The organism is Zhengella sedimenti, assembly GCF_046506625.1.
Classification (GTDB): domain Bacteria; phylum Pseudomonadota; class Alphaproteobacteria; order Rhizobiales; family Rhizobiaceae; genus Zhengella; species Zhengella sedimenti.
Genome location: NZ_JBKFFP010000011.1, coordinates 49,769 through 74,684, shown reverse-complemented (window position 1 = coordinate 74,684; position 24,916 = coordinate 49,769). Strand labels below are relative to the sequence as shown.

General features: G+C 64.8%; 24 protein-coding genes. 12 read left to right on the top strand and 12 right to left on the bottom strand.

Annotation, left to right across the window (positions count from 1 at the left end):
• Positions 1–23 precede the first annotated feature (23 nt).
• Positions 24–485, bottom strand: coding sequence for a translation initiation factor 2 (locus ACLB6G_RS20080; protein WP_410357914.1), 462 nt, complete (start codon positions 483–485; stop codon positions 24–26).
• A 119-nt stretch (positions 486–604) separates the two neighbouring features.
• Here ACLB6G_RS20080 and crcB point away from each other — a divergent pair, with 119 nt between their 5' ends.
• From crcB to ACLB6G_RS20055, 5 genes are read left to right on the top strand one after another with little or no spacing between them, the layout of a single operon-like run.
• A complete protein-coding gene (gene crcB, locus ACLB6G_RS20075; protein ID WP_410357950.1) occupies positions 605–988 on the top strand; it encodes a fluoride efflux transporter CrcB in 384 nt (127 codons plus the stop codon).
• 35 nt (positions 989–1,023) lie between these two features.
• Positions 1,024–2,010, top strand: a complete 987-nt coding sequence (locus ACLB6G_RS20070) for an RluA family pseudouridine synthase (RefSeq protein WP_410357913.1) — start codon at positions 1,024–1,026, stop codon at positions 2,008–2,010.
• On the top strand, positions 2,007–2,933 hold the full coding sequence (locus ACLB6G_RS20065) for a DMT family transporter (RefSeq protein WP_410357912.1): 927 nt from the start codon (positions 2,007–2,009) through the stop codon (positions 2,931–2,933). The genes ACLB6G_RS20070 and ACLB6G_RS20065 overlap by 4 nt, the downstream gene beginning before the upstream one ends.
• Positions 2,930–3,577, top strand: coding sequence for an HAD-IA family hydrolase (locus ACLB6G_RS20060; protein WP_410357911.1), 648 nt, complete (start codon positions 2,930–2,932; stop codon positions 3,575–3,577). The genes ACLB6G_RS20065 and ACLB6G_RS20060 overlap by 4 nt, the downstream gene beginning before the upstream one ends.
• Before the next feature lie 14 nt (positions 3,578–3,591).
• Positions 3,592–4,380: an ATP12 family chaperone protein gene (locus ACLB6G_RS20055; protein WP_410357910.1), complete on the top strand. Its 789-nt coding sequence runs from the start codon at positions 3,592–3,594 to the stop codon at positions 4,378–4,380.
• A 106-nt stretch (positions 4,381–4,486) separates the two neighbouring features.
• On the opposite strand, the gene ACLB6G_RS20050 is transcribed toward ACLB6G_RS20055, so the two are convergent.
• The 7 genes from ACLB6G_RS20050 to ACLB6G_RS20020 all read right to left on the bottom strand — a co-directional run bounded on the left by ACLB6G_RS20050 (position 4,487) and on the right by ACLB6G_RS20020 (position 11,698).
• Positions 4,487–5,248, bottom strand: a complete 762-nt coding sequence (locus ACLB6G_RS20050) for an ABC transporter ATP-binding protein (protein WP_410357909.1) — start codon at positions 5,246–5,248, stop codon at positions 4,487–4,489.
• A gap of 2 nt (positions 5,249–5,250) precedes the next feature.
• Entirely contained in the window at positions 5,251–6,024 is a 774-nt protein-coding gene (locus ACLB6G_RS20045; protein ID WP_410357908.1) for an ABC transporter ATP-binding protein, read from the bottom strand.
• 4 nt (positions 6,025–6,028) lie between these two features.
• The gene (locus ACLB6G_RS20040) at positions 6,029–7,177 is read right to left on the bottom strand and encodes a branched-chain amino acid ABC transporter permease (protein ID WP_410357907.1); all 1,149 of its coding nucleotides are present in this window, start codon (positions 7,175–7,177) and stop codon (positions 6,029–6,031) included.
• Positions 7,178–7,183: 6 nt separating this feature from the next.
• The gene (locus ACLB6G_RS20035) at positions 7,184–8,200 is read right to left on the bottom strand and encodes a branched-chain amino acid ABC transporter permease (RefSeq protein WP_410357906.1); all 1,017 of its coding nucleotides are present in this window, start codon (positions 8,198–8,200) and stop codon (positions 7,184–7,186) included.
• Positions 8,201–8,314: 114 nt separating this feature from the next.
• Positions 8,315–9,661 carry a substrate-binding protein gene (locus tag ACLB6G_RS20030; RefSeq protein WP_410357905.1) on the bottom strand — a complete coding sequence of 449 codons (1,347 nt, stop codon included), beginning with the start codon at positions 9,659–9,661 and terminating at the stop codon, positions 8,315–8,317.
• Positions 9,662–9,896: 235 nt separating this feature from the next.
• Entirely contained in the window at positions 9,897–11,306 is a 1,410-nt protein-coding gene (gene glnA, locus ACLB6G_RS20025) for a type I glutamate--ammonia ligase (RefSeq protein WP_410357904.1), read from the bottom strand.
• A 53-nt stretch (positions 11,307–11,359) separates the two neighbouring features.
• On the bottom strand, positions 11,360–11,698 hold the full coding sequence (locus tag ACLB6G_RS20020; protein WP_410357903.1) for a P-II family nitrogen regulator: 339 nt from the start codon (positions 11,696–11,698) through the stop codon (positions 11,360–11,362).
• A 390-nt stretch (positions 11,699–12,088) separates the two neighbouring features.
• Between ACLB6G_RS20020 and ACLB6G_RS20015 the strand changes: the two genes are divergently transcribed.
• On the top strand, positions 12,089–13,591 hold the full coding sequence (locus tag ACLB6G_RS20015) for an NAD(P)H-hydrate dehydratase (RefSeq protein ID WP_410357902.1): 1,503 nt from the start codon (positions 12,089–12,091) through the stop codon (positions 13,589–13,591).
• 24 nt (positions 13,592–13,615) lie between these two features.
• On the opposite strand, the gene ACLB6G_RS20010 is transcribed toward ACLB6G_RS20015, so the two are convergent.
• Together ACLB6G_RS20010 and uvrA are read right to left on the bottom strand one after the other, a co-directional pair.
• Positions 13,616–14,107 carry an Hsp20/alpha crystallin family protein gene (locus ACLB6G_RS20010; protein WP_410357901.1) on the bottom strand — a complete coding sequence of 164 codons (492 nt, stop codon included), beginning with the start codon at positions 14,105–14,107 and terminating at the stop codon, positions 13,616–13,618.
• A gap of 122 nt (positions 14,108–14,229) precedes the next feature.
• On the bottom strand, positions 14,230–17,151 hold the full coding sequence (gene uvrA / locus ACLB6G_RS20005) for an excinuclease ABC subunit UvrA (RefSeq protein WP_410357900.1): 2,922 nt from the start codon (positions 17,149–17,151) through the stop codon (positions 14,230–14,232).
• Between the two features lie 944 nt (positions 17,152–18,095).
• Here uvrA and ssb point away from each other — a divergent pair.
• Both ssb and ACLB6G_RS19995 read left to right on the top strand, forming a co-directional pair.
• A complete protein-coding gene (gene ssb, locus ACLB6G_RS20000; protein WP_410357899.1) occupies positions 18,096–18,617 on the top strand; it encodes a single-stranded DNA-binding protein in 522 nt (173 codons plus the stop codon).
• Positions 18,618–18,862: 245 nt separating this feature from the next.
• A complete protein-coding gene (locus ACLB6G_RS19995; RefSeq protein ID WP_410357898.1) occupies positions 18,863–19,231 on the top strand; it encodes a hypothetical protein in 369 nt (122 codons plus the stop codon).
• A 15-nt stretch (positions 19,232–19,246) separates the two neighbouring features.
• Here the strand turns inward: ACLB6G_RS19995 and ACLB6G_RS19990 are convergent, their stop codons facing one another.
• Complete coding sequence (locus ACLB6G_RS19990) at positions 19,247–19,873, bottom strand: MarC family protein (RefSeq protein ID WP_410357897.1); 627 nt, start codon at positions 19,871–19,873, stop codon at positions 19,247–19,249.
• Positions 19,874–20,073: 200 nt separating this feature from the next.
• Here ACLB6G_RS19990 and gyrA point away from each other — a divergent pair, with 200 nt between their 5' ends.
• Positions 20,074–22,866, top strand: a complete 2,793-nt coding sequence (gyrA, locus tag ACLB6G_RS19985; RefSeq protein WP_410357896.1) for a DNA gyrase subunit A — start codon at positions 20,074–20,076, stop codon at positions 22,864–22,866.
• Between the two features lie 5 nt (positions 22,867–22,871).
• Here gyrA and ACLB6G_RS19980 read toward each other — a convergent pair whose 3' ends face one another.
• On the bottom strand, positions 22,872–23,018 hold the full coding sequence (locus ACLB6G_RS19980) for a hypothetical protein (protein WP_410357895.1): 147 nt from the start codon (positions 23,016–23,018) through the stop codon (positions 22,872–22,874).
• 227 nt (positions 23,019–23,245) lie between these two features.
• On the opposite strand from ACLB6G_RS19980, the gene coaD reads away from it, so the two are divergent.
• The 3 genes from coaD to ACLB6G_RS19965 are packed head-to-tail and all read left to right on the top strand — an operon-like array spanning position 23,246 to position 24,869.
• The gene (gene coaD, locus ACLB6G_RS19975) at positions 23,246–23,740 is read left to right on the top strand and encodes a pantetheine-phosphate adenylyltransferase (protein ID WP_410357894.1); all 495 of its coding nucleotides are present in this window, start codon (positions 23,246–23,248) and stop codon (positions 23,738–23,740) included.
• Positions 23,741–23,760: 20 nt separating this feature from the next.
• Positions 23,761–24,327, top strand: a complete 567-nt coding sequence (locus ACLB6G_RS19970) for a peptidylprolyl isomerase (RefSeq protein WP_410357893.1) — start codon at positions 23,761–23,763, stop codon at positions 24,325–24,327.
• A 32-nt stretch (positions 24,328–24,359) separates the two neighbouring features.
• A complete protein-coding gene (locus ACLB6G_RS19965; RefSeq protein WP_410357892.1) occupies positions 24,360–24,869 on the top strand; it encodes a peptidylprolyl isomerase in 510 nt (169 codons plus the stop codon).
• Positions 24,870–24,916: the final 47 nt, after the last annotated feature.

Sequence of the window (24,916 nt, the reverse complement as noted above, 5' to 3'; positions counted from 1 at the left end):
CCCCGGCAGGACGGTGATGCCCCTCAGGAAACCGGCACGTCCTTGCGGCGCGGCCGGGTCTTCGGCATCGGGCGGACCGGTTCGGCCGTTGCCGGTTCCGCGCCTTCCGGCCGCAACTTGATGACGACGGGGTTCGGTGTGTGATCTAGCGCGGCGCCGGTCGCCACGTCCACGCCCATGCCGACCACGCCGCCCACCACGATGTTGCCGGCAAAGCCCGCAGCGCCGCCGCCGGAAACCTTCGTGCCCACCTCAACGCTTTCGGTGATGTAACCCTGCTTGCTGGCCGTGACAGTGAACTTGTCGCGGCGCGCGACCTTAACCGTGCAGGGCATGGCGCTGCAGCGGTGGCCAAGGCTAGTCGTCACCGCGGCATCGTCCGGTTCGACGATGATGCGAACCTCTTCGGTCGTGCCGCGGACAACGGTTCCACAGCCCGTGACGGCGGCGCAAGCCACCACGAGCACAGCAATTCTCGGTAACATGAAGTCCCCCTTTGAAACCCGGAGGTTTGCCAATACGCATGACCTTCGGGATTGTCGAGAACGACTTCGGACGTATTGTGTGCTTCACCGGCGGTGGAGAAAGGTTTATCAACAGCTTCATGCAGCATCTTCTTCTCGTTGCCCTTGGCGGGGCCATAGGCGCATCGTTGAGACATCTGACCGGCCAGATCGTGCTGCGGCTGGCGGGGCCGGGCTTTCCCATCGGCACCATGGCCGTGAACATTGCCGGCTCGTTCGCCATGGGCCTGTTCGTGGCCTGGCTGACACGGCGCAGCGGTGGAACCAGCAACGAGTTGCGCCTGTTCATCGCGACCGGGCTGCTTGGCGGCTTCACCACCTTCTCCGCCTTTTCCCTCGATGTGGCGGTGCTGTGGGAACGGGGGCAGGGCCTTTCCGCAGCGATTTACGTGCTCGGATCCGTGATGCTCTCCATCGGGGCGCTTTTTGCCGGTTTGTGGCTCGCAAGAAGCGTTGCGGGGTGATATGGGCGGCGCTTCTGGCGAATGAAGGACAGGACATGGCCGGCGTTGAACAGGTGACGGTGAACGAGGACGAGAACGGGATGCGGCTGGACCGTTGGTTCAAGCTGCATGTGCCGGGGCTCGGATTCGGCGCGCTGCAGAAGCTGTTGCGGACGGGTCAGGTGCGCGTGGATGGCGGCCGGGCGAAGTCCGACACGCGTCTCTCCGCCGGACAGGTGGTTCGTATTCCGCCGCTCGGCGCCGACCTGAAGGGCGAGGGCGGCCCGCTGACGGCGCGCACCATCCGCGACCAGGGCGACGGCGACGTGCTGTCCAAGATGCTGCTTTACGAGGACAGCAAGGTCTTCGTGTTCAACAAGCCGGCGGGCCTGGCGGTGCAGGGCGGGTCCGGCGTGCATCGCCATGTCGACGGCATGCTGGAGGCCTGGCGCAGCCAGAAGGGCGAGAAGCCGCGTCTTGTCCACCGCATCGACCGCGATACGTCCGGCGTTCTCGTCGTGGCGCGAACGCGTGGCGCGGCGGTGAAGCTGACGGCCGCGTTCCGCGAGCGGGATACGAAGAAAACCTACTGGGCGCTGGTCAAGGGCGTTCCGAAAACGCGGGAGGGGCGCATTTCCACCTGGCTGGTGAAGGAAACGACGCCCGATGGCGACCGGATGCGCATAGCGCGCCACGGCGAACCGGGCGCCGACCATGCCGTTTCGCATTTCCGGGTGATCGACCAGGCCGGGCAGAACCTGAGCTGGCTTGAAATGGAGCCCTATACCGGGCGCACGCACCAGCTTCGCGTCCATGCCGCCCATATCGGCTGCCCGATCATCGGCGATCCGAAATATTTCGAGGCCGACCAGAACTGGGATTTCCCCGGCGGGCTGCAGAACCGGCTGCACCTGCATGCCCGGCGCATCGTGATGCCGCATCCGGACGGATCGGGCGTGATCGACGTGACCGCGCCGCTGCCGCCGCACATGGTGCAAAGCTGGAACCTGCTCGGTTTCGACGAGGCTTCTGCGGCAGGATGAGCGTCACCCCCGCCCGTTCCGACACGTCGCTGGCACCCGGTGCGGGGGCGATCACGGTGATGGTGGTGCTTACCACCTGCTGGGGCCTGAGCCAGGTGGCGATGAAGATCGCCAATACCGGCTATAGCCCGCTGATGCAGTGTTTCCTGCGCTCGGCGATCGGGGCCCTCTGCATTGCCGGCTGGTGCCTGTGGCGCGGCATTCCGCTGACGGTCCGCGACGGTACCCTGAAGCCGGGCCTGCTGGCCGGGTTTTTCTTCTCGACGGAATTCATCCTGCTTTTCATCGCCATGGATGTGACAAGCGTGGCGCGGGGCGTGCTGATCTTCAACACCATGCCGTTCTGGGTGCTGGCGGGCGGGCACCTGCTGGGGCTGGAGCGGCTGACCTGGCGCAAGCTTGCCGGGATGGCGCTGGCTTTCGGCGGCGTGGCCCTGGTCTTCGCCGACAAGGTGACGCTGCCCTCGCGCATGGCGCTCTTCGGCGACCTGATGGTCTTCCTGGCGGCCTTGTGCTGGGCGGCAACCGTTCTGGTGATCAAGATGACACGGCTTTCCACCGCACCGCCGGAGAAGAGCATGCTGTACCAGCTTGGCGTCTCGGCGGTGGTAACGCTGCCCTTCATTCCGCTCGGCGGCCCGCCGCTGCGTGACATCGGCTGGCTGCCGACGGCGACTCTGGCCTTTCAGGCGCTGTTCATCGTCTCGATCACCTACCTCGTCTTCTTCCGGCTGGTGCAGCGCTACTCCGCCGCAAGCCTGTCCAGCTTTGCCTTCCTGACGCCGCTGACCGGGGTGACTGCCAGCGCCCTTCTGCTCGACGAGCCGCTCAGCCCGCAGATCGGCATCGCGCTGGTGCTGATCGGGGCAGGGCTGCTGCTCGTGAACCGCGCGGCGCGGCGCGGCATCGGGGGCGTGGCATGAAACTGGTCCTGTTCGATTGCGACGGCACGCTGGTGGACAGTGCGGGTCTGATCCACGGATGCATGGAACGCACCTTTGCCGAGGCCCGGCTGCCGCTGCCGGCGCCAGAGGCCACGCGCGGGGTGATCGGCCTGTCGCTGGACCTTGCCATTGCGCGCCTGCTCGCGCGCGACGTGGATGAGGCCATCGGCGCCCTCGTGCAGCGCTACAAGCATCATTTCGTCGCCATGCGCGCCGAGCAGGATTTCCGCGAAAACCTCTATGACGGCATTGCCGACCTGATCGCTGGCCTGGCGGCGCGCGACGACATCCTGATCGGCATGGTCACGGGAAAATCGCGGCGCGGCGTGACCGCCGTTTTCGAGACCCACGGCTTCGGCGGTCATTTCCTGACGGTGCGCACAGCCGACGATTGCCCGTCCAAGCCGCATCCGGCCATGGTGCTGGAATGCTGCGCTGAAACGGGCATCGATCCGGCCGATACCCTTGTCGTCGGCGATGCGATCTACGATATGCAGATGGCGAGCGCGGCAAGCGCCGGCGCCATCGGTGTCGCGTGGGGCTACAGCACGCCCGATGCGCTGCGCCAGCACGGGGCCATGGATGTGCTCGACCATCCCTCCGGCCTGCTCAACCATCTCTGACGAAAGGGTCCGCCATGCGCGATATCCTCAACGACCTCGACGCGGGCAGGCTGTCCGACCCCGATCCGGTGCGCCGCGCCCAGAAGCAGATGCTCAAGCCGCTGCCGAAGCGCTTCTACAAGGAAGCCGGCGTCGCAGCGAAGGAAGAGGGTTTCGGCGTGACGCTCGACGGGCGCCTGGTGCGCACGCCGGTGCGCAACACCATGGTGCTGCCGACGGAGGAAGCAGCGCTGCTCGTCGCCGGTGAATATGGCGCGCAGGGCGATATCATCGACCCGATGACGATGCCGGTGACGCGCCTTGCCAACACGGCCATCGACGGCGTGGCCGCCGACATGCAGGCCGTGGCCGAGGACATCCAGCGATTTTCCTCCTCCGACCTGCTCTGTTACCGGGCAGGGACACCGGAACGCCTTGTCGCGCGCCAGAACGAAACCTGGGATCCGGTGCTGGAGTGGGTGGAGCGTGCGCTCGGCGCGCGCTTCGTGCTGGCGGAAGGGGTGATGCATGTCGCGCAACCGCGCGAAAGCATCGGCGCCATCGGCATTCACCTGCGCGGCTTCGACGATCCGTTCCGGCTTGCCGCTTTGCATTCCATGACCACGCTGACCGGATCGGCGCTGCTGGCGCTGGCGGTTGCCGGGCGGGCGATGACCTGGGCCGATGCCTGGACCGCCGCGCATGTGGACGAGGACTGGAACATCGAATTGTGGGGCGAGGACGCGGAGGCCAAGGCGCGCCGCGCTGCGCGGGAAAAGGAAATGCAGGCGGCCTGGCGGCTCTTCGATGCCGTCAGCACCTGATTGCGGAGTCCGGTCAAGGCATTGGACCGCGAAACTGACCTGACACATGAAAAGGCCCGGGACATAGCCCGGGCCTTTTCCTTGTCCGCCGCATCCCGCTATTCCGTCAGATGGCGAGATATTCGTGCCGCAGTTCCTCGTTCTCCAGCACTTCCCGGGCCGATCCTTGAAACACGACCTGGCCGGTATCCATGATGACCGCCCGGTCCGACAGGCGCAATGCCGCAACGGCGTTCTGTTCCACGATGATGGTGGTGATGCCGATGTCGCGGATCTGCTGCACGATCTTCTCGATTTCCTGCACGATGACGGGCGCAAGGCCCTCGTACGGCTCGTCGAGGAACAGGATCTTGAGGTCGCGGGCGAGCGCCCGGGCAACCGCCAGCATCTGCTGTTCGCCGCCTGACATGGTCGTCGCTTCCTGGGTGCGCCGTTCGGCCAGGCGCGGGAAGTGCTCGTAGATCTTCTCGATCGGCCAGCCCTTCGGCTCGGTGACCTGGGCCAGGATCAGGTTTTCCTCCACCGTCAGGCCGCCGATGATGCGCCTGTCCTCGGGCACGAGCTGAACGCCTTCGGCCGCGGCCTCGAAGGCGCGCATCGCATGCAGCGGCTTGCCGTCGAGCCAGATCTCGCCGGATTTGAGCGCCGGGGTCTCCACCCGGGCCAGCGTGCGCAGGGTCGAGGTCTTGCCGGCGCCATTGCGTCCGAGCAGGGAGAGCACTTCGCCCTTGGCAATGTCGAAGGATACGCCCTGAACGATGTAGCTCTCGCCGTAATAGGCGTGGATGTCCTTCACGCTGAAATAGGGTGACGCGGTTTTCTCGTTCAAGGCTACGCTCTCCCCTTTCAAATTTCCAACGGCGGCCATGTTCATCCGTGCTCCTCCCCGAGATAGGCTTCCTTGACCTTCGGATTGTTGCGGACTTCCTCGGGCGTGCCTTCCGCGATGATGCGGCCCTGGGCCAGAACGCTGATGCGGTCCGCCAAGGAGAACACGACATGCATGTCGTGTTCAATGATGACCTTCGTCATGCCGCGTTCCTTGATCCGCCTGAGCAGGTCGATCGTCATGTTGGTGTCATGGCGCGCCATGCCCGCGGTCGGCTCGTCCAGCAGGAGGAGCTTGGGCTTCTGGATCAGGCACATGGCCATTTCCAGGCGCCGCTTGTCACCGCGCGACAGGCTGCCGGCGATCTGGTGGCGCATCTCGTAAAGGCCGATGTCGCGCAAGGTTTCCTCGGCCTCTTCGCGGATGTCGTGCTGGGCGGAAAGCGCGGCCATGGCGTTGAAGCGGAAGGCGCCGTCGCGCCGCGCGAAGGCCGGTATCATCACGTTGTCGAGCAGCGTGAGATCGGTGAAGATCTCGGGCGTCTGGAAGACCCGGCTGACGCCGAGCTGGTTGATCTCGTGCGGTTCGTGCTGGTCGAGCGTCCGGCCATTGAAGACCACGTGGCCCTCGGTCGGCTTCAGACGGCCGATGCACACGTTGAGCAGCGTCGACTTGCCGGCGCCGTTGGGGCCGATGATGGCATGGACGGTGCCTTCGCGCACCTGGAGGTCGACATCCGCCAGGGCCTTCAGTCCGCCGAAGCTCTTGGATACGTCCGCGACGTGAAGGACGATGTTCTCGCTTGCCGTTGTCATGTCCTCACTCCGCCGGTTGCGCCGCGGCCGTGTCCGGCGCGGTGGCGCCTGGCCCGGAACCGCCGCCGAAGCGGCGCTGGATGCGCTGGATACCTTCCATGATGCCGCCGGGCAGGAAGATCACGATCAGCATGAACACGACGCCGAGCGTCAGGTGCCAGCCGTCGCCGACGAAAAGCCCGGTGATCCAGACCGCGGCATCGCGTGCCGCGTCGGGCAGGAAGGAAAAGAGCTGTTCCAGGATGCGGTCGTTGAAGGATGAGAAGATGTTCTCGAAATACTTGATGACACCGGCGCCGAGGATCGGGCCGATCAGCGTGCCGGCTCCGCCCAGGATGGTCATGAGCACCACTTCGCCCGAAGCGGTCCACTGCATCCGCTCGGCTCCGGCCAGCGGGTCGGTGACCGCCATCAGGGAGCCGGCCAGCCCGGCATACATGCCGGAAATCACAAAGGCGGTGAGCAGATAGGGCCGCGTGTTGAAGCCGGTATAGCGCATGCGGTTCTGGTTCGACTTGATGGCGCGCAGCATCATGCCGAAGGGGGAGCGGAAGATGCGCAGGGTCAGGAAAAGGCAGACGATCAGTGCCGCCGCGCAGAAATAGAAGCCCGGATAGCCGCTGGTCTCGATGCCGAAGAGGTTGGTGGCCGGCAGGCCTTCGCCAGGCGCGGCAAGGGCATTGTCGATGATGCGCGGGTCCTGCAGCGTCAGTTGCAGGCCGGTCTCGCCATTGGTGATCGGGGTGAGAACCGAATAGGCGAGGTTGTAGCTCATTTGCGCGAATGCGAGGGTCAGGATGGAGAAGTAGATGCCGGAGCGCCTGAGGCTGACATAGCCGATGATGACGGCGAAGAGGCCGGCGAAGAGCACGCCGAAGATGACCGCCGGTATGACGTTCATGGTGAACAGCTTGAAGGACCACACGGCGGCATAGGAGCCGACCCCCAGGAAGGCCGCATGGCCGAAGGAGAGGTAGCCGGTCAGGCCGAACAGGATGTTGAAGCCCATGGCGAAGATGCCGAAGATGCAGAACTTCTGCAGCAGGGCCGGATAGCCGGCGCCAAGCGGCGTCAATGTCCACGGGCTGATGAGCACGACGACCGAGAAGCCGAGCAGCAGGAGCCAGTCGTTGCGGGACAGGTTGCCAAACATGTTCGATCAGTCCTCCATCACGCCCTGGCGGCCCAGGAGTCCGCGCGGCCGGGTGAGCAGAATGGTGACGGCGACCAGGTAGATGATGATCTGGTCGATGCCGGGAAAGATGGCCTTGACCTCGTTCATCGAGGCGAAGGATTGCAGGATGCCGAGCAGGAAGCCGGCCAGCACGGCGCCGGGCAGCGAGCCCATGCCGCCGACGACCACGACAACGAAGCTGAGCACCAGGAAATCCATGCCGAGATGGTAATCGGGCGGCAGGATGGGCGTGTACATGACACCGGCGAGGCCCGCCACGACGGCCGCGATGCCGAAGACGACGGTGAAGCGGCGCTCGATGTTGATGCCGAGAATGCCGACGGTTTCGCGGTCGCGCATGCCGGCGCGCACCACCATGCCGTAGGTGGTGAATTGCAGGAAGGCAAAGACAGCGCCGATGACAAGGAAGGCGAACAGGAAATAGATCAGGCGCCACCAGGGATAGACGATGAACATGTCTGACAGTCCGAGGAAAGCGGCGATGTTGGCCGTTCCGTTGAACATCTCGGGGGCGGATTGCGGCACCGGATTGGCGCCGTAGAATTTCTTGATGATCTCCTGCAGCACGATGGCGAGGCCGAAAGTGACGAGAATCTGGTCGGCATGGGGGCGCTTGTAGAAATGGCGGATCAGGCCGCGCTCCATGGCCAGGCCGATGACCAGCATGACGGGAATGGCGAGCAGGATGGAGATGGGGACCGACCAGTTGATGATCCATGCGCCGGCATCGCCGAAGGCATGTTCGAAATATGGCTTGGCGGGCGGCGCGAAAAGCTGGCCTTCCGCCTTGGGTGGCTGGATCGGCCAGGTGATCAGCTTGTTGAAGGTGACGGCGCAGAAGGCGCCCAGCATGAAAAGCGCGCCATGCGCGAAATTGACCACGCCGAGCGTGCCGAAGACCAGGGTCAGGCCAAGCGCGATCAGCGCATAGGCGGCGCCCTTGTCGAGCCCGTTCAGGATCTGGATGATGATTGCGTCCATGAGGAATGCGCCCCGATATCCGTCCGCCTTTCCCGGCGGCGCGGCTTGCCAAGTGCCATGATGGCCCGGCCGCTCCGAAACAGGTGCGGCCGGGCCTCGGGTTTGCCGGTCAGGTCAGCACTGCTTCGCGTCGGCCGGACCGAGATCGCCGCCGAAGATGGCCGGGTCGTAGGTCAGCGTCTCGCGGTCCACGACCTTGACGACCTTGAGCAGGTCATACTCGGACTGCTTGTTGTCGTTACCGCGCACGACCAGCGCCGACTTCATGCACTGGTGGTCTTCCGCGCGGTAGAGCGTCGGGCCATTGCCCATGCCGTCGAACTCGAAGCCTTCGAGCGCCTCGATGACCTTCGGGGCGAAAAAGGTTCCGGCCCGTTCGCATGCATCGGCATAGAGCAGGGTCTGCACATAGCAGGTGTGGGCGGCCTGGGACGGCGGGAAGCCGTATTCCGTGCCGAAGGACTTGACGAAGGCCTGCGAGGCCGCGTCATCGAGGGACCAGTTCCAGTTCGTGGTGCCCAGGATGCCCTTGATGTTGTCGCCGGCGCCCTTCGCCATGAGGCGCGAGAAGAGCGGAACGACAATCTCGAAGTTCTTGCCGTTGACCTGCTTGTCCTTGAGACCGAACTGGATGGCCTGGGTCAGCGAGTTGACCATGTCCTTGCCGTAGTGATTCAGGATCAGCACGTCGGCGCCGGAATTGAGAACCGGCGTGATGTACTGCGAGAAGTCGCCGGCGCCGACAGGCGTGCGAACGGTGGCCACGGTCTCCCAGCCGAGGCCCTCGGTGGTGTTCTTGATCGATTCTTCCTGCGTCCAGCCCCAGGTATAGTCGGCGGTCAGGTGATAGGCGCGGCGGTCGGTGCCGTATTCATCCTTGAGCACCGGGCCGAGCGCGACGCCGGACTGGTAGGCGTTGAAGAAGTGGCGGAAGCCGTAACGCTTCTTGTCCTTGCCGGTGGTGTCGTTGGAATGGGTCAGGCCGGCCATGAAGATGATGCCCATCTCCTGGCAAAGGCCCTGGACGGCCACCGCGACGCCGGAGGACGAACCGCCGGTGATCATCACCGCGCCTTCCTTCTCGATCATGCGCTTGGCACTGTCGCGGGCCGCATCGGACTTGGTCTGGGTATCGCCGGTGACGAAGGCGACCTTCTTGCCGAGAATGCCGTTGCCCTTGAGCGCCTTGGACGAGAACGTGGAAAGCATGCCGCCGTCGCCTTCGCCGTTCAGATGCTTGACGGCGAGCTGGTAGGCGCGAAGCTCGTCGGCGCCTTCATCGGCATAGGGGCCGGACTGCGGCACGTTGAAGCCCAGCGTTACGGTATCGCCGGTCGGCATGTTGCAGGACATGTCCTGGGCGAACGCGCCCTTGACGAAGTGCATCGGCGTGGCGAGCGCGGCGCCGCCTGCGACGCCGGCCTTCAGAATTCCGCGCCGGTTGAATATGAATCGTGACATGAAGTCCTCCCGATTTCAGGTTGAAACCTGCCGGCCGATCCTCCATTGGCCGAAGGTGGAGTCATGCTAACTTTAGAAAGTTCTTATCCTCAATGCGGCTTTCGGATATGCGGCAAAGGTATTAGATGCGCTGCAAAATCATGTTTTGCGGCGCAGTATGCGGGAAAATTCACACCAAGAAAAAACCCCGGCGGATCGCTCCGCCGGGGTCTCTGGTGCCAATCTTTTACTTCGGTCAGACCGAATAATACATGTCGAATTCGACCGGATGCGGGGTCATCTCGAAACGCATGACTTCTTCCATCTTCAGTTCGATGAAAGCGTCGATCTGGTCGTCGTCGAACACGCCGCCGGCGGTGAGGAACTTGCGATCCTTGTCGAGGTTCACCAGGGCTTCACGCAGCGAACCGCAGACGGTCGGGATCTTCTTGAGTTCCTTGGCCGGCAGGTCGTAGAGATCCTTGTCCATGGCCTGGCCGGGATGGATCTTGTTCTTGATGCCGTCGAGGCCGGCCATCAGCATCGCGGCGAAGCCGAGATAGGGGTTGGCCGTGGGGTCGGGGAAGCGCACTTCCACGCGCTTGGCCTTCGGGTTGTTGCCGAAGGGAATGCGGCAGGAAGCAGAGCGGTTGCGGGCCGAATAGGCCAGCAGGACCGGGGCCTCGTAGCCGGGGACCAGACGCTTGTAGGAGTTGGTCGACGGGTTGGTGAAGGCGTTGATGGCCTTGGCGTGCTTGATGATGCCGCCGATGTAGTAAAGGCAGGTCTCGGACAGGCCGGCATATTCATTGCCCGCGAAGGTCGGCTTGCCGTCCTTCCAGATCGACTGGTGCACGTGCATGCCCGAACCGTTGTCGCCATAGACCGGCTTCGGCATGAAGGTAGCCGTCTTGCCATAGGCGTTGGCGACCTGGTGCACGACGTACTTGTAGATCTGCATCTTGTCGGCATTGCGGGTCAGGGTGTCGAACTTGATGCCGAGTTCGTGCTGGGCGGCGGCCACCTCGTGGTGGTGCTTTTCCACCGTGACGCCCATCTCGGTCAGAACCGACAGCATCTCGGAGCGCATGTCCTGCTCGGAATCGATCGGCGGGACCGGGAAATAGCCGCCCTTGACGCGCGGACGGTGGCCCAGGTTGCCGGTGTCATAGTCGGAATCGTCGTTGGACGGCAGTTCCGTGGAGTCGAGCTTGAAACCGGTGTTGTAGGGGTCGGCCTTGTACTTCACGTCGTCGAAGACGAAGAACTCGGCTTCCGGACCGACGAACACGGTGTCGCCGATGCCCTCGGCCTTCATGTAGGCCTCGGCCTTCTTGGCGGTGCCGCGCGGATCGCGGTTGTAGGCCTCGCCGGAGACCGGGTCCAGGATGTCGCAGATGACGACCATGGTGGACTGGGCGAAGAAGGGGTCCATGTGAACGGTGGCCGTGTCGGGCATCAGCACCATGTCGGACTCGTTGATGGCCTTCCAGCCACCGATCGAGGAACCGTCGAACATGACGCCGTCGGCGAACATGTCCTCATCGACCGCGCAGACGTCCATCGTGACGTGCTGCAGCTTGCCCCTTGGATCGGTGAAGCGCAGGTCGACGAACTTCACGTCGTTGTCCTTGATCTGCTTCATGATGTCGTTTGCTGTCGTCATGCTGAATTCCCTTTGTAATGACGATGACTTGACGTACGGACCGGCAATGCGCCTCAGACGGCGTCGATGCCCGTTTCACCAGTGCGGATGCGGATGACTTCCTCGACGTTGGAGACGAAGATCTTGCCGTCGCCGATGCGGCCCGTCTGGGCCGCCTTGCGGATGGCTTCGATGGCGGCTTCGACGGCGTCGTCGCCCAGTACCACCTCGACCTTCACCTTGGGAAGGAAATCCACGACATATTCGGCGCCGCGATAGAGTTCGGTATGCCCCTTCTGGCGGCCGAAGCCCTTTGCCTCTGTCACGGTGATGCCCTGGAGGCCGACTTCCTGCAAAGCCTCCTTCACCTCGTCCAGCTTGAAGGGTTTGATGATCGCTTCGATCTTTTTCATGGAAAGAACGGCCTCCGCATTGGTGAAAAACGGGCCTCCGGCCCGCTCCGCTGAAATGAAAGCATGAACTGTGCCAGATTATTTCATCCAGCCCGAGTTGGCCGGGTTTCCCGTGTGAATCCCGCGCCTTGCCTGCACTTTCACCAACCTCCGGCAGGCAGGTGATCGTGCGGTGCAGCATGCCCGCGACCGGTTGCCCGATCCAGAGGCATTCTTAGCCTGTCTTCGCAGATGAAAAAACAGGCAAAATGCACAATAAATATGCAGCCCGAGGGCAGCAAGTATTTGGCGGAATAGCGGGTCGGCTTCGCCGCTTGCGCGTTCCGGCGCCCGGGCTGATAAGACGTGCAGTGCCGAAGAGAGCAAACACGGACAAGTGCGGGTACCAGGATGCATGAACTTCTGACGCCGGAAGAAATGGGACGGGCGGATGCCATCGCCATCGCTGCGGGTCCCTTCGACGGTTCAGGGCTGATGGAGAACGCTGGGCGGGCCATTCATGAAGCGATCCTCCGGCGTTTTGCCGGGGCGGGACGTGTGGCCGTCCTTTGCGGACCCGGCAACAATGGCGGCGACGGCTTTGTGGTGGCACGGCTGCTGGCGGAGGACGGTTTTTCCGTCGATCTCTTCGCGCTGGCTGAACCGAGGCCGGGCAGCGATGCGGCCTGTGCGGCGCAAGCCTGGACAGGCGCCGTGCGGCCGCTCGGCGATTTCGAGCCTGGCGCGTTCGACCTGGTGGTGGACGGGCTTTTCGGTGCCGGATTGTCCAAGCCACTTTCCGGTGCGGCGGCATCGGCGGCTGACGCGTGCAATGCAACCGGGGTGCCGGTGGTTGCCGTCGATCTGCCGTCGGGACTGTCGGGCGAAAGCGGGCAACCGCTCGGGACCTGTTTCCGGGCGGTGCTGACCGTCACCTTCTTTCGCAAGAAGCCCGGCCATCTGCTGCTGCCGGGTCGCGATCTGTGCGGCGAACTCCTGGTGGCCGATATCGGCATCCCGGCCGCGGTGCTCGACGAAATCCTGCCGCGCACCCATGAGAACGGGCCAGCGCTCTGGCGCCATGCGCTTCCGCGCCTGGCTGCGGACACCCACAAATATGCCCGTGGCGCGGCGGCCGTGCTTTCCGGCGGCGCCTCGTCGACGGGGGCGGCGAGGCTGGCGGCCCTGGCGGCCGCGCGCAGCGGGGCAGGGGCCGTCACCGTGCTGTCGCCGCCCTCGGCGGTTCTGGTCCATGCCGCGCACCTGACCTCGATCATGGTGCGCGCGGTGCCCGATGCACAGGCCGTTTCCGCCTTTCTGGACGAGGGGAAGACACGCGCCGCGCTGGCCGGGCCCGGATGCGGCGTGAGAGGGCAGACGCGCGCTGCGGTGCTGGCCATGCTCGCGGCGGGAGCGCGGGATGATGCCCGCGGCCTGAAGGCGCTGGTGCTCGACGCCGATGCGCTGACCGTGTTCCAGGACCGTCCGTCCAGCCTGTTCGAGACCATCGGCGCAAGCGGCCTGCATGTCGTGATGACGCCGCATGAGGGGGAATTCGCGCGCCTGTTCGCCGATCTCGGTCCGCAATGCGGGCTGTCCCGGGTGGACAGGGCGCGACGTGCTGCTTCGCGCTCCGGCGCCGTGGTCGTGCTGAAGGGCGGGGACACGGTGATCGCCGCACCGGACGGACGGGCGGCGATCAACACCAATGCAACGCCGGTGCTGGCGACAGCCGGATCCGGCGACGTTCTGGCGGGCATCGTCACCGGGCTTCTTGCGCAAGGTGTTTCCGGGTTCGAGGCAGCCTGCGCCGCCGTCTGGCTGCACGGCGAAGCCGGGAAGGCCGCCGGCCAGCGGCCGATCGCCGAGGACTTGGCGGAGGCACTGGCGCGGACCCGCTTCCCCGCGCCCTGACCGGACCGGCCGGCGCCGGGCGTTTCAGCCCTTGCCGATCTCGACCTTGCGGCCGCCGGCGGATGCGGTCTTGCGCTTGGGCATGGTCACGGTGAGCACGCCCTTGTCGAAGCTTGCCTCGATAGCTTCCGCATCCACCCTCTCGGGAATCGGAAACGACCGCTGGAAAGCGCCATAGGAGCGTTCGATGACGTGGACATCATCGCGGTCGCCATCATGCTCGATCTTCTTCTCGCCCTTGAGCGTCAGCATGCCGTTGCGGATGGTCAGGTCGACCTGGTCCTCGCTCATGCCGGGCAGTTCGGCGGTCAGCGTGATGGCCTCGTCGTTTTCGGCAATGTCGATGGCAGGCCGGACCGCGCCGGTCATGTCAAGCGAGGGCAGACCGGAACGGGCGGCGAGCGTGCCGCCGGAGCCGAAGAAGCCTTCCATCAGGTCATCCATCTGCTTGCGGAAATCGGCAAAAGGATTGCCGGACCACAGGGACAGGTCCTGCCGTGTGTTCTTGTCAGACATGGGTTCATCCTTTCACATCTCACGAGCCTGCCGCGGGCGGCAGGCAGGAACGCGAAAAGAATGGCGCGGCGGCGGAATCCGTCATTGACGTGCGTCAAGACGGCATTCCGCGAACCGGAGGCCTATTCGGCAGCCTCGACCTTGCGGCCGGGGCGGCGCGCCAGCAGGTCCTTCAGATAGGCGCCGGTATGGCTGCGCGGTTCGGCGGCAATGTCCTCCGGCGTGCCGGAGGCTACCAGTTCGCCGCCGCCGTCGCCACCCTCGGGACCGAGATCGAGCACCCAGTCGGCGGTCTTGATGACCTCCAGGTTGTGCTCGATGACGATCACCGTGTTGCCCTGGTCGACCAGTTCATGCAGCACGTCCAGCAGCTTGGCGACATCGTGGAAATGCAGGCCGGTCGTCGGTTCGTCGAGGATGTAGAGCGTGCGGCCCGTGGCCTTGCGCGACAATTCCTTGGCCAGCTTGATGCGCTGTGCCTCGCCGCCCGACAGGGTGGTCGCCTGCTGGCCGACATGGATGTACCCCAGGCCGACGCGTGCCAGCGTTTCCAGCTTGTCGCGGATGGCCGGAACGGCGGCGAAGAACTCCGCGCCTTCCTCCACCGTCATGTCGAGCACGTCGGCGATGGACTTGCCCTTGTAGGTGACCTCCAGCGTCTCGCGATTGTAGCGCTTGCCGTGGCAGACGTCGCAGGTGACGTAGACATCGGGCAGGAAGTGCATCTCGATCTTGATGACGCCATCGCCCTGGCAGGCCTCGCAGCGCCCGCCCTTGACGTTGAAGGAGAAACGGCCGGGCTGGTAGCCGCGCGCCTTGGCTTCCGGAAGGCCGGCGAACCAGTCGCGGATCGGTGTGAAGGCGCCGGTATAGGTGGCCGGGTTGGAGCGTGGCGTGCGCCCGATGGGCGACTGGTCGATGTCGATGACCTTGTCGACATGCTCCAGCCCCTCAATGCGGTCATGCGGGGCAGGGTTTTCGCGCGCGCCCATGATGCGGCGCGAGGCGGCCCGGAACAGCGTCTCGATGAGGAATGTGGACTTGCCGCCACCGGAAACGCCGGTGACGCATGTGAACGTGCCGAGCGGGATGTCGGCCGTGACGCCCTTGAGGTTGTTGCCGCGCGCATCGACCACGCGAATGCGCTTGCTTTTCGAGGGCTTGCGGCGTTCGGCGGGTACGGGAATGCCCATCGCACCGGACAGGTATTTGCCGGTCAGCGAGTCCGGATGGGCCATGATGTCGGCAGGCGTGCCGCTGGCGATGACGCGCCCGCCATGGATGCCGGCGGCCGGGCCGATGTCGACCACGTGATCGGCGGCGAGGATCGCATCCTCGTCATGCTCCACGACGATGACCGTGTTGCCGAGATCGCGCAGGTGCTTCAGCGTGCCGAGCAGGCGGTCGTTGTCGCGCTGGTGCAGGCCGATGGAGGGCTCGTCGAGCACGTAGAGCACGCCGGTCAGGCCGGAACCGATCTGCGAGGCGAGGCGGATGCGCTGGCTCTCGCCGCCCGACAGCGTTCCGGAATTGCGCGACAGGGTGAGGTAGTCGAGACCGACATCGTTGAGGAACCGCAGCCGTTCGCGGATTTCCTTCAGGATTCGCGCGGCGATCTCGTTCTGCTTGTCCGTCAGGCGTTCGGGGAGGGTCTCGAACCAGTCGTTGGCGCGGCGGATGGACATCTCGGTAACCTGGCCGATATGCAGCCCGTCGATCTTGACCGCCAGGGCCTCGGCCTTCAGCCGGAAGCCGGAACAGACCGGGCAGGGCGTGGCCGACATGTAGCGCTCGATCTCCTCGCGCGCCCAGGAGGATTCCGTCTCCTTCCAGCGGCGCTGCAGGTTCGGGATCACACCCTCGAATGTCTTGGCGGCCTTGTAGGTGCGCAGGCCGTCATCATAGGTGAACTCGATCTTGCGGCTTCCGGTGCCCTGCAGGATGGCGTCCTTCGCCTCTTCGGAAAGGTCGCGCCAGCGGTCGCCCACCTTGAAGCCGTAGGCCTTGCCGAGCCCTTCGAGCGTCTGCAGGTAATAGGGCGAGGTGGACTTGGCCCAGGGGGCGATGGCGCCCTCGCGCAGGGCCACATGCGGCTCGGGCACGACAAGCGCCGGGTCGATGGCCTGCTGGTGGCCGAGGCCGTCGCAGCCCGGGCAGGCGCCGAACGGGTTGTTGAAGGAGAACAGGCGCGGCTCGATCTCCGGAATGGTGAAGCCGGAGACCGGGCAGGCGAACTTTTCCGAGAAGACGACGCGCTCATGGGTGTCGTTCTTGGAGCGGTTGGCTGCCTCGCCCGACAGTTCCTCCGGCGGCAGGGGCCGGTCGGCGAATTCGGCCACGGCCAGGCCGTCGGCCAGCCTCAGGCAGGTCTCGATGGAATCGGCCAGGCGGGCGGCGAGGTCGGCGCGCACGACGACGCGGTCGACGACCACGTCGATGTCGTGCTTGTATTTCTTGTCCAGCGGCGGGACATCGGCGATCTCGTGGAACTCGCCGTCCACCTTGACGCGCTGGAAACCCTTCTTCTGGAGTTCCGCCAGTTCCTTCCGGTATTCGCCCTTCCGGCCGCGCACGATGGGCGCCATGATGTAGAGGCGGGTGCCTTCCTCCATGGCCAGAACGCGGTCGACCATCTGGCTCACCGTCTGGCTCTCGATGGGCAGCCCGGTGGCCGGCGAGATCGGAACGCCGGCGCGTGCGAAGAGCAGGCGCATGTAGTCGTAGATCTCGGTGACCGTGCCGACGGTGGAGCGCGGATTGCGGCTTGTGGTCTTCTGCTCGATGGAGATGGCCGGCGACAGGCCGTCGATCTGGTCGACATCCGGCTTCTGCATCATTTCGAGGAACTGCCGGGCATAGGCCGAGAGGCTCTCGACGTAGCGGCGCTGGCCCTCGGCATAGATCGTGTCGAAGGCGAGCGACGACTTGCCGGACCCCGACAGTCCGGTCATCACGATCAGGCTGTCGCGCGGCAGGTCGAGATCGACATTCTTGAGGTTGTGCTCGCGCGCGCCGCGCACCGTTATCATCTTGTGGTCTGTCATGATCGCTCGCAGCGGGTCCGGCCCGGCGGCCGGCAGGAAAACAGGACTGGTTCCGGAACGTCCGGCGCTGTCCAGCCGGGATTGCGTCTCATGTAGTCATTGTTCACGGCATGGAAAGAGGCGGCCGCGATCCTGCTGACAGCTTTCCCCACACTATCCACAGAATCGCGGACAAAACAAGAACACCTGTGGAAAGCCGGTGGATAAACCGGCAGTTCCGGCACAAAATGTGATCGGCGCGGGCATTGACCGGCGGCGGCTGCGGGCGCATCCTGCAAGGTAGCATCCGGACAGGATGAGGCGCCGGCGGAACGAAGCATCAGGGAATGCTCCCGCCATGGCAGACGATCCCCGCGGATGCCCGAGCGGCCGGTTTTTCCGGCCAGGATGCAAACCGACGACGGGAAAGGGATTGTTCGATGGAACCGCCGAAGAATCCCGGAAGGTCCGCCCAGATGCGGCGGGCCACGGGTTGCAAGGCCCCCGGTGCCTGAGCGGCACCGCGTGACAGGGGACACCGGCAATTCGCCGACAATCTGACTGACAGAACCGGGCCGGCCTGCCAGCCGACGAAAGGCGGGCTATACAGTTCCGGCCCGGACACACCTCCGGCCAAAACCGGTTGAAGGGCAGACCCCAAAAGGCCCGGCGCGCGCAAGATACAGGATCGCGGCCGGGCCAATTTCTCGTGTGGCAGTCTGCCCGGTGATGATCGCATGTGACCTTGCCAGGGCATCCCCTTGACCGCGTCCATGCGAACAAATATAGAACATCGAGAAGCTGGCCACTGTCGCGTTGCTTGTCCGCCATCTAGCTTGTGGACAGAGCGAAAAGCAGGGGGCGGGGACCGCGCAATCATGGCCGCAGCCCGCTAGAGTGCGGCGGAATTCAAGAGACATGCGGGCTACATACTGTCGCCCGGCGGCGAAAGACGGAGTTGGAACATGGCGGGAAGCGTGAACAAGGTCATTCTGGTCGGCAATCTGGGCGCTGACCCGGAGGTGCGCCGCCTCAATTCCGGCGATGCGGTGGTCAACCTGCGCATCGCGACCTCGGAGACCTGGCGCGACAAGAACAGCGGTGAGCGGCGCGAGCGCACCGAGTGGCACAATGTCGTGATCTTCAACGAGCAGCTTGGCAAGGTGGCCGAGCAGTATCTCAAGAAGGGCATGAAGGTTTACCTGGAAGGCCAGTTGCAGACGCGCAAATGGCAGGACCAGCAGGGCCAGGACCGCTACACGACCGAAATCGTGCTGCAGCGCTATCGCGGCGAATTGCAGATGCTCGACGGACGCGGCGGCGGCGACCAGGGCCAGGTCGGCTATGGCGGCGGCGGCGGTTCGCAAGGGCGTTCGGATTTCGGCTCGTCGGGACCGTCCGGCGGCGGCGGCTATGGCGGCGGCCAGCAGGGCGGCGGCGGGGGCGGCGGCTATTCCCGCGATCTCGACGACGAAATTCCGTTCTGATTGTCCGGGGGATCCTGCCTCGCGTGGCTCATCCCCCTGCGAGGCCGTGGCGGACAAATGGTTCCTCGACGGCCTCCGGTACAGGGGGCAGCGCCTGACGCCCCGTCTGCATCATCCCCGTGCCTGCCGCGGGGATTTGCCATTTCGGGATCGAACCGTCCGCGATCTTGCGGCCAGGGGACAGATTCCGGGCTGAACCATTCGTGATTGGCGCGTGTCCGCAGGCGCGGTCATTCTCCCGCGTCATGAGACATTCATTTCTTGCCATCCTCCTTTCATTGCTCGCGCTTCCGGCGCTGGCCGGTGAGGCTGACGTCGTCGATGCGCGCTACTCGCAATCCTCGGACGGCTCCTACACGTTCCATGTCACGGTCCGCCACGCCGACGAGGGCTGGGACCATTATGCCGACCGCTGGCAGGTGATCGGTCCGGACGGCGCCGTGCTGGGCGAACGCGTGCTGGCGCATCCCCATGTCGACGAGCAGCCGTTCACGCGCAGCCAGTCCGGCATCGTCATCCCGGACCACCTGGAAGAAGTGACGGTGCGTGCCCATGATTCCGTTCATGGCTGGGGCGGCATGGAAATGACGCTTCCGCTCAAGGGCCGTTTCTGACCGGACCTGTGGCCGTCAGGCGGCTGCCAGCGCCTTGATGCCGTCGGCGACGAACTGCACGGCGAGGGCGGACAGGATCACGCCGAGCAGGCGCGTGAGGATGGACCGGCCGGTTTCGCCGAGGATCTTGTCGATCCTGTCAGCCAGCAGGAAGACCAACCACGTCAGCAGGATGATGGCACCGACAATGGCGATAAGCGCAGTGCGCGGGCCGGGTTCGGCGAACTGGCCGGACAGGAGAATGACGGCGGAAATGGCGCCGGGGCCGGCGATCAGCGGAATCGCCAGCGGGAAAACCGCGACCTGGCGGATCTCGTCGGCGCTGATCGCCACTTCCGCCGTGTGTTCATGGCGCTGCTGGCGGCGTTCGAAGATCATCTCGAAGGCGATCCAGAACAGGAGCAGGCCGCCGGCGACGCGGAAGGCCGGCAGGGTGATGCCGAAGACGGCCAGGATGCCGGCGCCGGCGAGCGCGAACAGCGCAAGCGTCGCGAAGCCGATCGCCGCGGCGCGCCAGGCGACCTGGTTGCGTTGCGCCCGGTCCATGCCGCGCGTGACGGCCAGGAAAAGCGGCGCGAGGCCGGCCGGGTCGATGGTGACCAGCAGCGTGACAATAGCGGTGGCGATCATGTCGTTGAACATGGGCGTTTCCAGTTTCAGCCTCCGGATTCGGCCGACAGCCTAGCCGTTTCCCGGCGATCCGGCGACCTTTGCGTGACGGCATGGCGCAAGGACCCGTGCGTGCCGGCGTTTGCCTTTGGAAAACCGGCGCCGAAATTGGAATGGCCGCGTGGAATCCTATATACGGAAACAAGTGATTCCAAAGTGATCGTGACACGCATTTGACTGACCAGCCAACACCGCCCCGGCTTCCCGAAGGCATCGAGCCCGTCTCCATCATCGAGGAGATGCAGCGCAGCTATCTCGACTACGCCATGAGCGTGATCGTCAGCCGCGCGCTTCCCGATGTGCGCGACGGGCTGAAGCCGGTTCACCGGCGCATTCTCTATGCCATGCACGAGGGCGGTTTCCACTGGAACCGCAAATACGTGAAGTCGTCGCGCATCGTCGGTGACGTCATGGGTAAGTATCACCCGCATGGCGATGCCGCGATCTATGACGCCATGGTGCGCATGGCGCAGGACTGGTCGATGCGTCTGCCGCTGATCGACGGGCAGGGCAATTTCGGCTCCATCGACGGCGATCCGCCGGCGGCGATGCGATACACCGAATCGCGGCTGGAAAAGGTCGCCCACGACCTGCTGGAGGATATCGACAAGGAGACGGTCGATTTCCAGGAGAACTACGATTCGTCGAGTTCCGAGCCGAAGGTGCTGCCGGCGCGTTTCCCCAACCTGCTTGCCAACGGGTCGGGCGGCATTGCCGTCGGCATGGCGACCAACATCCCGCCGCACAATCTGGGCGAACTGATCGACGGCTGCATCGCGCTGATGGACAATCCGGCCATCACGCTGCCCGAACTCATGCAGCACATTCCCGGTCCGGACTTTCCCACGGGCGCCATCGTGCTTGGCCGGTCCGGCATCCGCTCGGCCTACGAGACGGGGCGCGGCTCCATCATCATGCGCGGGCGCGCCCATGTCGAGCCGATGCGCGGCGACCGCGAGATGATCGTGGTCACGGAAATCCCCTACCAGGTCAACAAGGCCTCGATGATCGAGAAGATGGCGGAACTCGTGCGCGACAAGCGCATCGAGGGCATTTCCGACATCCGCGACGAGTCCGACCGGCAGGGCTACCGTGTGGTCGTCGAACTGAAGCGCGACGCCAATGCCGACGTGATCCTGAACCAGCTTTACCGCTACACGCCGCTGCAGACCTCGTTCGGCGCCAACATGGTGGCGCTGAACGGCGGCAAGCCGGAACTGATGGCGCTGGCGGACATGCTGAAGGCGTTCGTCGCGTTCCGCGAGGAGGTTGTCAGCCGGCGCACCAAGTATCTCCTGCGCAAGGCGCGCGAACGCGCCCATGTGCTGGTGGGCCTGGCCATTGCCGTTGCCAATATCGACGAGGTGATCAAGCTGATCCGCCACGCGCCGGACCCGGCGACGGCGCGCGAGCAGTTGATGACCCGGCGCTGGCCTGCGCACGAGGTGGCGCCGCTGATCCGGCTCATCGACGATCCGCGCCACAAGGTCAACGAGGACGGGACCTACAACCTTTCGGAAGAACAGGCCCGCGCCATTCTCGACCTGCGCCTGCAGCGTCTCACCGCGCTCGGCCGTGACGAGATCGCCGACGAGTTGAACAAGATCGGCGAGGAAATCCGGGACTATCTCGACATCCTGTCGTCGCGTGCCCGCATCCAGCAGATCGTCAAGGACGAACTGACCGCGGTGAAGGACGAGTTCGGCACCCCGCGCCGCACCGAACTCGCCGAAGGCGGTCCGGACATGGACGACGAGGACCTGATCGCGCGCGAGGACATGGTCGTCACCTTCAGCCACGAGGGCTACATCAAGCGCGTGCCGCTGTCGGTCTACCGGGCGCAGCGGCGCGGCGGCAAGGGCCGTTCGGGCATGGCGACGAAGGAGGAGGATTTCGTCACGCGGCTGTTCGTGGCCAACACGCACACGCCGGTGCTGTTCTTCTCCTCGCGCGGCATCGTCTACAAGGAAAAGGTCTGGCGCCTGCCTGTCGGCACGCCGCAATCGCGCGGCAAGTTCCTGCGCAACATGCTGCCGCTGCAGGACAATGAACGCATCACCTCGATCATGCCCTTGCCGGAGGACGAGGACCGTTGGGGCGAACTCGACGTGATGTTCTCGACCACGCGCGGCACGGTGCGGCGGAACAAGCTGTCGGATTTCGTCCAGGTCAATCGCAACGGCAAGATCGCCATGAAGCTGGAGGACGACGGCGACGAGATCCTGTCGGTGTCGACCTGCACCGAGCATGACGACGTGGTGCTGACCACGGCCGCCGGCCAGTGCATCCGCTTCCCCGTCACCGATGTGCGTGTCTTTGCCGGGCGCAATTCGATTGGCGTGCGCGGCATCGCGCTGGGGGCGGGCGACAGCGTCATCTCGATGGCCATCCTCGGCCATGTCGACGCGGATGCGCCGGAGCGCGCGGCCTATCTGAAAATCGCGGCGGCCGAACGGCGCGGCGTCAACGGCGATGACGAGGAAGCGCCGGGCGGACTTGTCGGCGAAGAGGCGGAAGCCGCCGAACTTTCGCCGGAACGCGTGGAAGAGTTGCGCGCGCGCGAACAGTTCCTGCTCACCGTCTCGGAATTCGGCTACGGCAAGCGGTCGTCATCCTACGAGTTCCGGATTTCCGGCCGTGGGGGCAAGGGTATCCGCGCGACCGACATCTCCAAGACCGACGAGATCGGCCCGCTGGTGGCAGCCTTCCCGGTCGAGAGCGGCGACCAGATCATGCTCGTCACCAATGCCGGAAAGGTGATCCGCGTTCCCGTGGAAGGCATCCGTTTCGCCGGCCGCGCCACCAAGGGCGTGACCATCTTCAAGACGGGAGACGGCGAGCGGGTGGTATCGGTGGAGCGGATTTCCGAGCCCGAAGCCGAAGGGGACGAGGTGCTTGAAGAAGCGGAACAGTCCGCGTCAACGGGTGCAGACGATCCGTCCGGCGGCGGCACCGGTGAGGTGTAAGCCCGTCAGCGGCGGCGGGGATTGCGGTAGGGATTGAACGGCTGGCGGATACGTTCCGCCTGGGTTTCCGGTTTCATGTCTCCCAGCAGGCCGACCACGGTGGCGATCAGCATGGCAACGGTCATGGCAGAGGCGAGCAGCACGATCATCATTCGCTTTCTCCTTGCTCCCGGGTCCCGGCGGTGCCGTCTGGTTGCGCCGGACCCTCAGGGAACATGACGCATCACCGCGAGAAAAGTTTCAAACCACGTTCATGCAAACTTGCGTGAGTTGAGTTGAATGCGCCGTGACCGGCCCGTTCATCGGGTGTTCATGTTCGCCGCCGAAGCTTGCGCGAAGCCGATTGCCAAGGGTTGTGCCGGCGGGTAGAAGCGCTTCCATGAGCGAGAGAAAAGCGATTTACGCCGGGTCGTTCGACCCGTTGACCAATGGTCATCTGGACGTGTTGCGCGGCGCGCTGGCGCTGGCGGACGTCATCTACGTGGCAATCGGCATACATCCGGGCAAGAAGGGCCTTTTTTCCTTCGAAGAGCGATTGCGGCTGATCGAAAAGGCCGGCGCGGACGAACTGGGCGCCGACCATCAGCGTCTGCGCGTCGTCGCCTTCGACGGCCTTGTCGTGGACGCGGCGCGCCAGCATGGCGCGACCATGATGATTCGCGGCCTGCGCGACGGCACCGATCTCGACTACGAGATGCAGATGGCCGGGATGAACGGGCAGATGGCGCCCGGCATCAAGACCGTTTTCCTTCCCGCCAGCCCGGCCGTCCGGCATATCACCGCCACATTGGTGCGCCAGATCGCGGCCATGGGCGGCGACGTTTCGGGCTTCGTGCCGGCGAATGTGGCCGATGCCCTGAAAGCGAAATCCTGACCTGACCGGAGACCTGACCCATGTCGATCCTGCGCCTTGCCGCCGCCGCGGCCCTTGCCGCTTCCATGAGCCTTTCCGCCCTGCCGGCCTTCGCCTCCAAGCTCGTCATCACGCTGAAGGACGGGGACGTCGTCATCGACCTGGCCGACGACCTGGCGCCGAAGCATGTCGAGCGGATGAAGGCGCTTGCCGAATCGGGCGCCTATGACAATGTCGCCTTTCACCGCGTGATCGACGGCTTCATGGCCCAGACCGGCGACGTTCAGTTCGGCGACATGGAAGACGGGTTCGATCCGCGCATGGTCGGCACCGGCGGTTCGGACATGCCCGACCTGCCGGCGGAATTCTCCGACGCCGCATTCGAGGAAGGGGCGGTCGGCATGGCGCGCTCGTCCGACCCGAATTCGGCCAACTCGCAATTCTTCATCATGTTCGCGCCGGCGCCGCACCTGAACGGACAGTATACCGTGGTCGGCACGGTGGAGAGCGGCATGGAGCATGTGCACGCCATCAAGAAGGGCAGCCGCGCCGCCAATGGCGCCGTGCAGGAGCCCGACCGCATGATCAAGGTGCGGGTGGAAGACTGAATTCATCGAATCAAAGCAGGAAGGTAGAGGCAATGGCTGAGATCAAGGATCCGGAAAACACGCTGGTCATGGAGACCACGCAGGGCAGGGTTGTCATCGAGATGTTTCCGGACCTTGCGCCCGGGCATGTCGGCCGCATCAAGGAACTGGCCCGCGAGGGCGCCTATGACGGCGTCGTCTTCCACCGCGTCATCGACGGCTTCATGGCGCAGACGGGCGACGTGCGTTACGGAAAGAAGGGCGGCAAGGATTACAACCCTTCGCGCGCCGGCATGGGCGGCTCCGACAAGCCGGACCTCAAGGCCGAATTCTCCAACATGAACCACGCGCGCGGCACCTGCTCGATGGCGCGTGCCATGAACCCGAACTCGGCCAATTCGCAGTTCTTCATCTGCTTCGAGGACGCGGGCTTCCTGAACCGCCAGTACACGGTCTGGGGCCAGGTGATCGAGGGCATGGAGCATGTCGACAAAATCAAGCGCGGCGAGCCCGTGCAGGATCCCGATTCCATCGTCTCGATGAAGGTCGCCGCCGACGCCTGAGCCAGCGGCGCCGGTTTGCGGAACAAAAAGGGCGCCGGCCAGGCCGG